At 52.6% G+C, this 13,414-nt stretch carries 10 protein-coding genes and 3 pseudogenes; 9 read left to right on the top strand and 4 right to left on the bottom strand.

From position 1 onward, the window contains the following. Positions 1-108 precede the first annotated feature (108 nt). The 3 genes from P0H77_RS03510 (at position 109) to yjiA (ending at position 3,519) form a co-directional block, all read left to right on the top strand. Entirely contained in the window at positions 109-2,259 is a 2,151-nt protein-coding gene (locus P0H77_RS03510; protein WP_276163609.1) for a carbon starvation CstA family protein, read from the top strand. 95 nt (positions 2,260-2,354) lie between these two features. Beyond that, complete coding sequence (locus tag P0H77_RS03505) at positions 2,355-2,549, top strand: YbdD/YjiX family protein (RefSeq protein WP_103675748.1); 195 nt, start codon at positions 2,355-2,357, stop codon at positions 2,547-2,549. Between the two features lie 13 nt (positions 2,550-2,562). Continuing rightward, positions 2,563-3,519 (top strand): GTPase, encoded by a 957-nt coding sequence (yjiA, locus tag P0H77_RS03500; protein ID WP_276163608.1) that lies wholly within the window; start codon positions 2,563-2,565, stop codon positions 3,517-3,519. 216 nt (positions 3,520-3,735) lie between these two features. Here yjiA and P0H77_RS03495 read toward each other — a convergent pair. Both P0H77_RS03495 and P0H77_RS03490 read right to left on the bottom strand, forming a co-directional pair. After that, a pseudogene (locus tag P0H77_RS03495) lies at positions 3,736-3,852 on the bottom strand (toxin-antitoxin system, antitoxin component); the annotation flags it as partial. Continuing rightward, positions 3,839-3,967: pseudogene (locus P0H77_RS03490) on the bottom strand (BrnT family toxin); the annotation flags it as partial. The pseudogenes P0H77_RS03490 and P0H77_RS03495, both read right to left, overlap by 14 nt. A gap of 46 nt (positions 3,968-4,013) precedes the next feature. Here P0H77_RS03490 and P0H77_RS03485 point away from each other — a divergent pair. After that, positions 4,014-4,241: pseudogene (locus P0H77_RS03485) on the top strand (transcriptional regulator YeiL); the annotation flags it as partial. Positions 4,242-4,298: 57 nt separating this feature from the next. Here the strand turns inward: P0H77_RS03485 and P0H77_RS03480 are convergent. Next, the gene (locus P0H77_RS03480) at positions 4,299-5,033 is read right to left on the bottom strand and encodes a Fic family protein (RefSeq protein ID WP_276163607.1); all 735 of its coding nucleotides are present in this window, start codon (positions 5,031-5,033) and stop codon (positions 4,299-4,301) included. A 211-nt stretch (positions 5,034-5,244) separates the two neighbouring features. Between P0H77_RS03480 and P0H77_RS03475 the strand changes: the two genes are divergently transcribed. From P0H77_RS03475 to symE, 4 genes are all read left to right on the top strand, one after another. After that, entirely contained in the window at positions 5,245-7,656 is a 2,412-nt protein-coding gene (locus P0H77_RS03475; protein WP_276163606.1) for a DEAD/DEAH box helicase family protein, read from the top strand. Between the two features lie 70 nt (positions 7,657-7,726). Continuing rightward, positions 7,727-9,196: an N-6 DNA methylase gene (locus P0H77_RS03470; protein WP_276163605.1), complete on the top strand. Its 1,470-nt coding sequence runs from the start codon at positions 7,727-7,729 to the stop codon at positions 9,194-9,196. Further along, a complete protein-coding gene (locus tag P0H77_RS03465; protein WP_276163604.1) occupies positions 9,196-10,911 on the top strand; it encodes a restriction endonuclease subunit S in 1,716 nt (571 codons plus the stop codon). The genes P0H77_RS03470 and P0H77_RS03465 overlap by 1 nt, the downstream gene beginning before the upstream one ends. Positions 10,912-11,131: 220 nt before the next feature. Beyond that, entirely contained in the window at positions 11,132-11,467 is a 336-nt protein-coding gene (symE, locus tag P0H77_RS03460) for an endoribonuclease SymE (protein WP_276163603.1), read from the top strand. 87 nt (positions 11,468-11,554) lie between these two features. Here the strand turns inward: symE and P0H77_RS03455 are convergent, their stop codons facing one another. Beyond that, entirely contained in the window at positions 11,555-11,719 is a 165-nt protein-coding gene (locus tag P0H77_RS03455) for a DUF1127 domain-containing protein (protein ID WP_276163602.1), read from the bottom strand. A gap of 177 nt (positions 11,720-11,896) precedes the next feature. Between P0H77_RS03455 and P0H77_RS03450 the strand changes: the two genes are divergently transcribed. Further along, complete coding sequence (locus P0H77_RS03450; RefSeq protein ID WP_276163601.1) at positions 11,897-13,309, top strand: PLP-dependent aminotransferase family protein; 1,413 nt, start codon at positions 11,897-11,899, stop codon at positions 13,307-13,309. The last annotated feature ends 105 nt before the right edge of the window (positions 13,310-13,414 follow it).

Below are 13,414 nucleotides of genomic sequence, written 5' to 3'. Positions count from 1 at the left end.
CGCGCCTCCTTCTGGCATCATCCGCGCTGACACAGCAATTTCAGAACATTTCTTACCCATACCTACGCAGCTGCGGCTGCTTATTCTCTTAAACGGCCAGGTTTCACTATGGATACTAAAAAACTTTTCAGGCACATACCCTGGGTTATCCTCGGGATCATCGGTGCATTCTGTTTGTCGGTTGTCGCTCTGCGGCGGGGTGAGCACGTCAGCGCCCTGTGGATCGTGGTAGCATCCGTCTCGGTCTATCTGGTGGCGTACCGCTACTACAGCCTCTATATCGCCCAGAAGGTGATGCAGCTTGACCCGACGCGCGCGACGCCAGCGGTCATCAATAACGACGGTCTGAACTACGTTCCGACCAACCGTAACGTGCTGTTTGGACACCATTTTGCGGCCATCGCGGGCGCGGGTCCGCTGGTCGGGCCGGTGCTGGCAGCGCAGATGGGGTATCTGCCCGGCACCTTATGGCTACTCGCCGGGGTGGTTCTTGCCGGTGCAGTCCAGGACTTTATGGTGCTGTTTATCTCTTCCCGCCGTAACGGCGCGTCTCTCGGCGAGATGATCAAAGAAGAGATGGGTCCGGTCCCCGGCACCATCGCCCTGTTCGGCTGCTTCCTGATTATGATCATCATCCTCGCCGTGCTGGCGCTGATCGTGGTGAAAGCGCTGGCCGAAAGTCCGTGGGGCGTGTTTACCGTCTGCTCAACGGTGCCGATTGCGCTGTTTATGGGCATTTACATGCGCTTCCTGCGTCCCGGTCGCGTGGGCGAAGTATCGGTGATTGGTATTGTGCTGCTGGTGGCCTCCATTTACTTCGGCGGCGTGATCGCGCACGACCCGTACTGGGGTCCGGCGCTGACCTTTAAAGACACCACCATCACCTTTACTCTGATTGGCTACGCGTTTATCTCCGCGCTGCTGCCGGTATGGCTAATCCTGGCGCCGCGTGACTACCTCGCGACCTTCCTGAAAATTGGCGTGATCGTCGGTCTGGCAATTGGCATCGTGATCCTTAACCCGGAACTGAAAATGCCTGCCATGACGCAGTACATTGATGGTACGGGTCCGCTGTGGAAAGGCGCGCTGTTCCCGTTCCTGTTTATCACCATCGCCTGCGGCGCGGTCTCCGGCTTCCACGCGCTGATCGCCTCCGGCACCACGCCGAAACTGCTGGCCTGCGAAACCGACGCGCGTTTCATTGGCTATGGCGCGATGCTGATGGAATCCTTCGTGGCGATCATGGCGCTGGTGGCGGCCTCTATTATTGAGCCTGGTCTCTACTTTGCGATGAATACCCCACCGGCGGGCCTTGGCATCACCATGCCGAACCTGCACGAACTGGGTACCGAAAACGCGCCGCTGATCCTGGCACAGCTTAAAGACGTTACCGTGCATGCGGCGGCAACCGTCAGCAGCTGGGGCTTTGTGATCTCACCTGAGCAGATCCTGCAAACCGCAAAAGATATCGGCGAGCCTTCGGTCCTGAACCGTGCAGGTGGCGCGCCAACGCTGGCGGTCGGTATCGCTCACGTGTTCCACAAAATCATTCCGGCGATGGATATGGGCTTCTGGTACCACTTCGGGATCCTGTTTGAAGCGCTGTTTATCCTGACCGCACTGGATGCAGGCACCCGTTCCGGCCGCTTCATGCTGCAGGATCTGCTGGGTAACTTCGTGCCGTTCCTGAAGAAAACCGACTCGCTGGTAGCGGGCGCTATCGGCACCGCGGGCTGCGTGGGCCTGTGGGGCTATCTGCTGTATCAGGGCGTGGTCGATCCGCTGGGCGGCGTGAAGAGTCTGTGGCCGCTGTTCGGCATCTCGAATCAGATGCTGGCCGCCGTCGCGCTGGTGCTGGGCACCGTGGTGCTGGTTAAAATGCAGCGCACCAAATACATCTGGGTCACCGTGATCCCGGCGGTATGGCTGCTGATCTGCACCACCTGGGCGCTGGGCCTGAAACTGTTCAGCTCCAACCCGCAGATGGAAGGTTTCTTCTACATGGCGAACCAATATAAAGAACGTATTGCCGCCGGTGGTGAACTGACCGCGCAGGAAGTCGCGAACATGAATCATATCGTGGTGAACAACTACACCAACGCGGGCTTAAGTATTCTGTTCCTGATAGTGGTTTACAGCATCATCTTCTACGGTCTGAAAACCTGGATGAAAGCGCGTAATACTAACGGGCGCACGGATAAAGAAACGCCGTTCGTTCCGGTGCCGGAAGGTGGCGTGAAAACTTCTTCACACCATTAATGTTAATGCCGGATAGACTTTCGTTTATCCGGCCTGAATCTGAGCCAGACGGGGTGCAAGCCGACGCCTGGCTTTATTCATATCTGGATGGCGCAATGTTTGGTAACTTAGGACAGGCAAAAAAATACCTCGGCCAGGCGGCAAAGATGCTGATTGGCATTCCGGACTATGACAACTATGTTGATCATATGAAAACCAACCATCCGGATAAACCTTACATGACCTACAACGAGTTCTTCCGCGAGCGCCAGGAAGCGCGCTACGGTAGCGGCGGAAGCAGTTGCTGTTAATAAAGGAACGATTATGACGCCGATTGCTGTCACCCTCCTTACGGGCTTTCTTGGCGCGGGGAAAACCACCCTCCTGCGCCATATTCTTAATGAACAACACGGTTTTAAAATCGCCGTGATCGAAAACGAGTTCGGCGAAGTTTCCGTTGACGATCAGCTGATTGGCGACCGTGCCACGCAGATCAAAACGCTGACGAACGGCTGCATCTGCTGTAGCCGCTCCAACGAACTGGAAGATGCCCTGCTGGATCTGCTCGACAGTCTCGGCCGGGGCGACATCGACTTTGACCGCCTGGTGATTGAATGCACCGGCATGGCCGATCCCGGCCCGATCATTCAGACCTTCTTTTCGCATGAGATCCTCTGCCAGCGCTATTTGCTGGACGGCGTAATTGCGCTGGTCGATGCCGTTCATGCCGACGAGCAGATGAACCAGTTCACCCTGGCTCAGTCGCAGGTGGGCTATGCGGATCGCATTCTGCTGACCAAAACCGACGTCGCAGAAGAGACGGAAAAGCTGCGTGAACGTCTGACGCGCATCAACGCCCGCGCGCCGATTTATACCGCCACTCACGGTGATATCGACCTTTCCCTGCTGTTTAACACCAACGGTTTTATGCTGGAAGAGAACGTGGTCGCCGCGAAACCACGCTTTCATTTTATGGCCGACAAGCAGAACGACATCTCGTCCATTGTGGTCGAGCTGGATTACCCGGTCGATATCAGCGGCGTATCGCGCGTAATGGAAACGCTGCTGCTGGAGTCAGCGGAAAAACTGCTGCGCTATAAAGGTATGCTGTGGATCAAAGATGCGCCGAACCGCCTGCTGTTCCAGGGCGTCCAGCGACTGTACAGCGCCGACTGGGACCGACCGTGGGACGACGAGCCGCCGCGCAGCACGCTGGTGTTTATCGGTGTCCAGTTGCCGGAAGAGGAAATTCGGGCGGCATTTGAGGAGTTGCGGGGATAGACGTGGAGGCCACCAAAAGGGTAGCCCCAGACTGCTGACAAACGTCATACCGTGGAATGATGCCTGGCGGCGCTTCGCTTGCAGAGGCCTACGAATAACGCATAAGCCTTTGATATTCAAATTTTTGTAGGCCGGGCAAGGCGAAGCCGCCACCCGGCAAAACGGCGAACACAATAGCAAAACAGGTTGCCATCAACTTCAGGCCACCGACAAAGACGGGATATCGCTATAATCAATTTCCTCGTCGGATTTGTTCGCCAGCACTTTTAGTTCAGCCTCTCGCTGAGCAGTAAGCGCTGACACATTTCCACGTCTATGTTTAACCATGCTCATAACGGTTCTTCTCTTTACGATCCGCCTTTCGTGCGCTGATAATACGAATAATTTCGTCCCCGCTTTCAAAGCGAACGGTATGGGCCACCAGAATGACGACTATGCCGTGTACTATTGTATCTTCTTCATTGAAGCGCGCCGGTTGTCCGCAGGCCTTGCCAATGGCCGCATTTATTTTATTAACGCAACTTTCTGATATATATCACGAAAAACATACCCAGGCGGCAGAATATATGGGCGTGTCCTGTCGGCATTTATTATACGTGATAGCACAATTCACCCGCGACGGTTTGCTGGAAAAGCAAAAAGGCGGATATGTTATCAGCAATAAAAAAGCGCTGACGGCGCTGGCGCTTGAGATGGAGCCGGAGCACAGGTTTGCGGGGTGAGGGGTTATTGCTGCCCCGTTAGCATTATGGAGCCTGCCATGCGGTAACATCGGTACATTAAGCCTGATAGCACTCCAGCAAAAACATCATCATCTCAGAGGCATTTTTGCTGTGGTAAAAGCGGACCATTTTGTCGTTAAATTCCAGCGCCCGTGCGGCAGGGATGCTGATGGGATTGTAGCCATGCATCATCAGCCAGCCATTCATCATGTGCCGACTGGTACGCTTATTACCGTCGAAGAAAAACTGAAAATACGCGCCAAACAGGAACATCGCCAGCGCGCCTTCAAAAGGCGGCAGCGTTTTAATCTGACGAACGCCTTCGCTAAAAATACGATTCAGTTCTGGCGCACCTGCCTGCGTCGCCGGAGGGAAATGGGTACCGAGTTCGCCGAGATGAACGCGGGCATTGTAATGCAACTCTTCGCCTTCCCCGCGAAAAACACCCCATTCTAGTGCCTCATTGCGAGCGATAATACCGTGCAGCAAAGTGAACGTTTTTTTATCAAGATCAAAGCGTCCGTTTTGCACCAGCTCAATAAGTTTTTTAGCGCTGTCCGCCAGGTTTAGCACCTGCTCGGTATCGCTGACTTTATGCCCACCCACCGTAACGCCATCCAGCAGGGTTTTAACTTCAACATAGGTATAGGGATTGTTCTCCAGCTGTGCGGCGTCCCAGACAAAGCCTGCAAGATGGGTTTTGAACGTAAAGAGCGCCACGCGCATGCCTGGTTTGTTGACGTCCGGTATCGCGGCGGCGTCCCAGGTTAATCCCTGTAGTTCGGTTGTCATTGTTCAGCCCTTTGTCACTCTTTAGTGAGATAGTATTCCATATCACATTTCATAACCCAATAAGCGTCTCTCTCAGGCGAGTGTTTGCTGCAAAATCAGAAATAAAACTTATCTATTATTAGCATTTCAGCTTAACCGCTTGCTTCATATCATAGCCAGCCCACTGATTTTATGTACAATCGGAATGTTATGTATAACCCGAGAACGCCCCATGGCTGACCTGAACCTGAGTACCCTGACGGAAGCAGACATCATCACCAAACGCGTTATGCCCGCCATCCTCAATGCTGGCTGGAACGACACAACGCAAATCAGACAAGAGGTCAAACTCCGGGACGGTAAAGTCATCGTGCGCGGTAAAGTTGCGGCGCGAAGAACCGTGAAATCCGCCGATGTCGTACTGTATCATAAGCTCAATATGCCACTGGCGGTTATCGAGGCCAAAGCTAATAAGCATGAAATCGGCAAAGGCATGCAGCAGGCGCTGGGTTATGCCCACCTGCTGGACGTTCCCTTTGCATTTGCCTCTAACGGCGATGGCTTTATCTTCCACGATAAAACATCCACCGGCGCGATTGAGCGAGAAATTACCCTCGACGAATTCCCAACGCCTGATGAACTGTGGCAGAAATATTGCCTCTGGAAAGGTTATACCGCCGCCCAGATGCCGATCGTCACACAAGATTATTACAACGACGGCAGCGAGAAACGACTGCGCTATTACCAGCTTCAGGCCATCAACAAAACGCTGGAAGCCGTGTCCACCGGGCAAAAGAGACTATTACTGGTCATGGCGACGGGAACCGGTAAAACGCTGACGGCATTCCACATCATCTGGCGTTTATGGAAAGCCGGCGTGAAGAAACGCATTTTATTCCTGGCAGACCGTAACGTCCTGGTTGATCAAACCAAACGCGATGACTTCCAGCCTTTCGGCTCCGCGATGACCAAAGTCACAGGACGCACTCTCGACCCCGCTTTTGAAATCCATCTTGCGCTCTATCAGGCATTAACCGGCAACGAAGAGCAACAAAAAGCGTTTAAGCAGGTTTCACCGGATTTTTTTGATCTGATTATCATCGACGAATGCCACCGTGGCAGCGCCTCTGAAGACAGCGCCTGGCGTGAAATTCTCGATTATTTCAGCTCCGCTACCCAGATTGGTATGACCGCCACGCCTAAGGAAACTCACGAGATCTCCAATAGCGACTATTTTGGCGATCCGATCTACACCTATTCGTTGAAAGAAGGGATTGAGGATGGATTCCTCGCGCCTTACAAAGTGGTTCGCGTCGATATTGATGTTGATCTACAGGGCTGGCGGCCCGTGCGCGGCCAGAGTGACCTCAACGGTGAACTGATCGATGACCGAATCTACAACCAGAGAGATTTTGACCGCACGATGGTCATCGACGAGCGTACTGAACTAATTGCACGCACCATCACCGACTATCTCAAACGTACTAATCCGATGGATAAGACCATCGTGTTTTGTGAAGACATTCCGCATGCCGAACGCATGCGCCGGGCGCTGATCAACCTCAACCCGGAGATGGTAAAACGTAACGACAAATATGTGATGAAAATCACCGGTGATGACGATGAAGGAAAGGGACAACTCGACAATTTCAGTGACAAGAAAAAAGAATGGCCAGTGATTGTTACCACCTCAGAATTAATGACCACCGGGGTAAACGTTAAGACCTGCAAACTGATCGTTTTGGATCAAACCATCCGCTCAATGACCAAATTTAAACAGATTATTGGTCGGGGTACCCGCATCGAACAAGACTACGGCAAACTGTGGTTCACCATTCTCGATTTCAAAAAGGCCACTGAACTGTTTGCTGACGAGCGCTTTGACGGTATTCCTGAAAGAGTGATGGAAGCCACGCCAGATGATATTGCGGACCCGGATTCCGGGTTTAACGAAACGCTGTATGAAGAAACGTCAGACACCTTTTCCAATGAAGACGTCAACGGAGCAGATGAAGACCCGGCTCCTTACACCACCGGCCCGTTGCCGGAAGAGGAAGATAACCGGATCCGCAAATTCCATATTAACGGCGTTACCGTTGGAGTAGTATCGCAACGTGTCCAGTATTACGACGCCGACGGCAGGTTGGTCACCGAATCTTTCAGAGATTACACCCGAAAAACCGTGCTCAAAGAGTGCGCCTCACTGGATGATTTTGTCCAGAAATGGCAAGATGCTGACCGCAAAGCGGCGGTAATCAAAGAGCTCGAATTACAGGGCATCCTTTGGGATGTGCTGGCGGAAGAGGTCGGCAAAGATCTAGACCCGTTCGACATGCTCTGCCACGTGGTGTATGGTCAGCCGCCGCTCACGCGCAAAGAGCGCGCAGACAACGTACGCAAGCGTAATTATTTCACCAAATATTCCGATGCCGCGCAGACCGTGCTCAGTAATCTGCTGGACAAATACGCCGATGCGGGCGTGGAAGAAATCGAGAATATTCAGGTACTGAAGCTCAAGCCGTTCGACCAGATGGGCACGTTACAGGAGATCATCACCGACGGTTTTGGCGACAAAGGCACCTATATGCGGGCAGTAAGCGACCTGGAAAGCGAAATTTACCAGCTTCCTCCTCGCTCCGCCTGAAAATCCTGATTACGCCACCTGCGGCCCGTCTGCCGCAGGTGGCTTTATTTTTTTATAAAGGGACGACCCCATGTCAATCAGCTCGGCTATCAAATCATTACAGGACATCATGCGCAAAGATGCAGGTGTCGATGGCGACGCACAGCGTCTGGGTCAGCTCTCCTGGTTACTGTTCCTGAAGATTTTCGACGCCCAGGAGCAGGCGCTGGAAATTGAGCAGGAAAAATACAAACTGCCCATGCCGGAGCGCTACCTGTGGCGCAATTGGGCGGCCGATAACGAAGGGATCACCGGCGATAAATTGCTGGCATTCGTCAACGACGATCTGTTTCCGACCCTGAAAGACTTGCCTGTACAGATCGATATCAACCCGCGCGGCTATGTGGTTAAGCAGGCGTTCAGCGATGCCTATAACTACATGAAAAACGGCACCCTGCTGCGTCAGGTGATCAACAAGCTTAATGAGATTGATTTCACCCGCGCCAGCGAACGTCATCTGTTCGGTGATATCTATGAACAGATCCTCCGGGATTTACAGGCCGCAGGCAATGCGGGTGAATTCTACACCCCACGCGCCGTGACCCGTTTTATGGTCGAGCGCGTCGATCCGAAGCTTGGCGAATCCATTATGGACCCGGCCTGCGGCACCGGCGGCTTCCTCGCCTGCGCGTTTGACCATGTTAAAAATAACTACGCGCACACGGTCACCGACCACCAGATCCTGCAAAAGCAGATCCACGGCGTAGAGAAGAAACAGCTGCCGCACCTGCTCTGTACCACCAATATGCTGCTGCACGGCATTGAAGTACCGGTGCAAATTCGCCACGATAACACCCTGAATAAACCGCTCTCCTCCTGGGATGAGCAGATGGATGTGATTATCACCAACCCGCCGTTCGGCGGCACTGAAGAAGACGGCATCGAGAAGAACTTCCCTTCCGATATGCAGACCCGAGAAACGGCGGATCTGTTCCTGCAGCTGATTATTGAAGTGCTGGCGAAAAACGGCCGCGCGGCGGTGGTACTCCCGGACGGTACGCTGTTTGGCGAAGGAGTGAAAACCAAAATCAAAAAGCTGCTCACCGAGGAGTGCAACCTGCACACCATCGTGCGTCTGCCGAACGGCGTGTTTAACCCGTACACCGGGATCAAAACCAACCTGTTGTTCTTTACCAAAGGCCAGCCGACCAAAGAGATCTGGTTCTACGAGCACCCCTACCCGGCGGGCGTGAAGAACTACAGCAAAACCAAACCGATGAAGTTTGAAGAGTTCCAGGCCGAGATCGACTGGTGGGGCAACGAGGCCGACGGCTTTGCCAGCCGCGCCGGGAACGAGCAGGCGTGGAAGGTCAGTATCGACGAGGTGATTGGCCGCAACTTTAATCTTGATATAAAAAACCCGCACCAGGCGGAAACCGTCAGCCACGATCCGGACGAACTGCTGGCGCAGTACGCGAAGCAGCAGGACGAGATCCAGACCCTGCGCCACCAGCTGCGCGATATTCTTGGCGCAGCGCTCTCCGGTAAGGAGGCCAACTGATGACGGTGGAAAAACTGATTGTCGAGAATATTGATATCTGGACCACGGCGTTACAGACCCGCTCCACGGCCGGGCGCGGCAGCTCGGGCAAGATCGACCTGTACGGCATTAAGAAGCTGCGCGAGCTGATTCTGGAACTGGCGGTGCGCGGCAAGCTGGTGCCACAGGATCCGAACGACGAACCGGCGTCGGTGCTGCTGGAGCGTATTGCGGCGGAAAAAGCCGAGTTGGTGAAGCAGGGGAAAATTAAAAAGCAGAAGCCGCTGCCGGAGATTAGCGATGCAGAGAAACCATTTGAGCTGCCGGTGGGGTGGGGGTGGGTACAGATTAGTGAAATTGGTCATGACTGGGGACAAAAAACACCTGATGAAGATTTTACTTACATTGATGTTGGCTCGATAAATAAAGAGTATGGAATTATTGAAGAGCCATCTATTCTTTCAGCTAAAGATGCGCCATCCCGAGCGAGAAAAATCGTTCAAAAGGGAACCGTTATATATTCTACTGTCCGCCCATATTTATTAAATATCGCTATTATTGAAAGCGTTTTTTCCCCAAAGCCGATCGCTAGTACAGCCTTTGCTATTATTCACCCATACTCAGAGATAAATGCTAATTTCATATATTATTATTTACGATCTCCTGTATTTATTAATTACGTTGAAAGTTGCCAAACAGGAGTTGCCTATCCAGCAATCAATGATAAGCAGTTCTTTTCTGGGATGATCGCGGTTCCACCATCATCCGAGCAGATCCGCATAACTAAAAAAATTAAAGAACTTATGTTCCTCTGTGACCAACTGGAACAGCACTCCCTGACCAGTCTGGACGCCCATCAACAACTGGTTGAAACCCTACTAACCACGCTGACCGACAGCCAGAACGCCGATGAACTGGCCGAAAACTGGGCGCGTATCAGCGAGCATTTCGACACGCTGTTTACCACCGAAACCAGCATTGATGCCTTAAAACAGACCATTCTGCAACTGGCGGTGATGGGCAAACTGGTGCCACAGGATCCGAACGACGAACCGGCCTCTGAGCTGCTCAAACGTATTACCCAGGAAAAAGCGCAGCTGGTGAAAGACGGGAAAATGAAAAAGCAAAAACCGTTGCCACCGATTAGTGATGAGGAAAAACCGTCTGAATTGCCAATAGGTTGGGAATGGTGTCGTTTAGGTGAATGCATCAACCTAATTTCTGGACAGCACCTGAGACCTGATGAATATGAAGAAGAGTGCCATGGTGAAATGCTTCCTTATATTACTGGACCGGCCGAATTTGGGCTAATCAGCCCGACGTATTCCAAATTTACAAATGAGAAAAGAGCTATTGCTGCTAAGAGCGATATTCTAATTACATGTAAAGGTGCAGGGCTTGGAAAGCTTAACGTCGCTGATACCAATATAGCCATTAGTCGTCAACTAATGGCTATTAATGTAATTAGCATGAATTCAGAATATCTTAAGATTGTACTTGATAGCATGTATGGTTATTTTCAATCCAAAGGGGTTGGTATAGCTATCCCTGGAATATCACGAGAAGATGTGATGGGACCATTAATTATGCTTCCTCCCTTCGAAGAACAAAAAAGGATAATGGAAAAATTATATAAATTAAATTTTCTTATCGAGGATATAAAATTCAGGATTAAATCCGCCCAACAAACCCAGCTCCACCTGGCCGACGCCCTCACCGACGCCGCCATCAAATAACCCACCTTTCTCCAGAAACCAATAAAGTGGCTGAATAGCCGCTTTATTTTCATCACCAATAATTATCTTTTACGTCTCTGCTTTTGTTATTTTCATCGATTTTCAGCTGGACTTTTCCATTATTTACTGATGATATATACAGGTTATTTAGCGCGATGCGGGTGTGCTGCAACACGCCCGCATCGCTCATCACAATCACTATTTACAAGGAATAGCAGTTATGACTACCCCAGATTCTATTGCACTTGCCGACGATCAAAAAGCCCCGCAGAAAAATTTCCGCCAGATTAAGGTGAGTTATACGCGGCGGCAGTCGGATTATAGCCCGATGCCGGCGGTACATTTGACCGGTCACTGGCTGGAGGCGGCAGGTTTTGCCACCGGCACTGAGGTGGATGTGCGCATTACGGATGGCTGTATTGTGCTGCTGGCGAAGCAGCCGGAGCCTGAACTGGAGCAGGCGATGCGTCAGATGAATAAGCTGTCGGCGCGTAAGCAAAAGCAGGTGCAGGAGTTTATCAGCGTGATTACAGCGAAGCCTGCCAAATCGTCCTGATCCCTTGCGCTTACCGGGGCTACCCATCACGCGAGCAGGCTGGATAACACACCGGCCTCACCTCGACTCCTGAGCACCCCACCTCAGTCAGCACACATCATCCCGCTTCAGCCCCACATCCCGCAGCTGCGCGTCGCTCAATCTCTGCAACACCTTCTTCGCCTGCGCCTGACGACGCCACCGTTGGAACGCCTGCCAGATCATCACAAAGCCGATAAAGGGACGTTTCGCCCGATTCTCATAAAATTCCATCGCCTGTCTCCTCACCGTGTCTGTGAGGCTATTTTCAGGGAAACTGGCCAGAACAATACAGATTCAAAAAACACTTTTATATAACATACAGATTGCGTAAAAAGGTATCTGCACGGCGTTAATCACCCTCATCTGTACTGGTTTGATAATCTGTATGGTGCACTAAAAGGATACAGCATGACGCGTTACCAACATCTGGCGAATTTAATGGCGGAGCGGATCGAGCAGGGGCTATACCGCCACGGGGAAAAGCTGCCGTCGGTGCGCAGCCTGAGCCAGGAGCACGGCGTCAGCATCAGCACCGTACAGCAGGCGTATCAGACGCTGGAAAACCTTCAGTTAATTATCCCGCAGCCGCGTTCCGGCTATTTTATTGCACCGCGTAAGGCGCAGCCGCCCGTCCCGGCAATGAGTTCGCCCGTGCAGCGCCCGGTGGAGATCACCCAGTGGGATGAAGTAAATACGCTGCTGGCCGACCATCACGATAAATCACTTATCGCGTTTGGCAGCGGCGCGCCGGATGTTAACCAGCCGAGCCTGAAACCGCTGTGGCGCGAGATGAGCCGCATTGTGCAACATAATCCGTGTGATGTACTGAGTTACGACGAGCTCTCAGGGCGGCAGGATCTGCGTGAGCAAATCGCCCGGGTGATGCTGGATAGCGAGACGGTAGTAACGGCAGACGATATCGTTATCACCAACGGTTGCCACAGTGCTATCGCCATCGCCCTTCTGGCGGTCTGCAAACCGGGCGACATTGTGGCGGTAGAGTCACCGTGCTACTACGGCACCATGCAAATGCTGCGTGGCTTTAATATTAAAGCTATCGAGATCCCGACCGATCCGGATACCGGCATCAGCCTCGAAGCGCTGGAACTGGCGCTGGAGCAGTGGCCGATCAAGGGGGTGATCCTTGTGCCCAATTGTAATAACCCGCTGGGTTTTATTATGCCGGACGCACGCAAGCGGGCGGTGCTTTCTCTCGCGCAGCGCCACGATATCGTCATTTTTGAAGATGATATCTACGGCGAGCTGGCGCGCGAGTATCCGCGACCGCGCACGATTAAATCCTGGGATATCGACGGGCGGGTACTGCTGTGCAGCTCGTTTACTAAAAGCATCGCACCGGGCCTGCGCGTTGGCTGGATCGTACCGGGTCGCTACCGCGATCGCGTGCTGCATATGAAGTACGCCACCAGCAGCACCGGCGTACCCGCGATGCAAATGGCGGTGGCGGCGTTTATCCGCGACGGGCATTATCATCGTCACGTACGGCGGATGCGCCAGATTTATCAGCACAATATGGAAACCTGGACCTGCTGGGTGCGCCAGTATTTTCCCGGCGATATCTGCGTTACCCGCCCACTGGGCAGTTTTATGCTGTGGATTGAGCTGCCGGAAATCGTCGATATGGTCTGCGTGGCAAAACAGCTCTGCCGCCTGAAAATCCAGGTGGCACCGGGGTCGCTGTTCTCGGCCTCGGGGAAATATCGTAACTGCCTGCGCATTAACTGTGCGCTGCCGCTGACGGAAAAGAATCGTGAGGCGCTGCGACAGTTGGGTGAAGCGGTGAATATTGCGATGGAATAAATAGTAAGGTGAAGGCTTCAATATTTAAAAATCATTGAAGCCTTCATTATTATTATCAGGCGTGAGACGGTTCGTCTTCTGCCATCATTTCTTCGGTAATATTAT

Origin of the sequence: Superficieibacter sp. HKU1, assembly GCF_029319185.1 — a bacterium.
Lineage (GTDB): Bacteria > Pseudomonadota > Gammaproteobacteria > Enterobacterales > Enterobacteriaceae > Superficieibacter.
The sequence above is the reverse complement of the archived record's forward strand: the minus strand, read 5'-3'. Positions and strand labels throughout refer to the sequence as shown.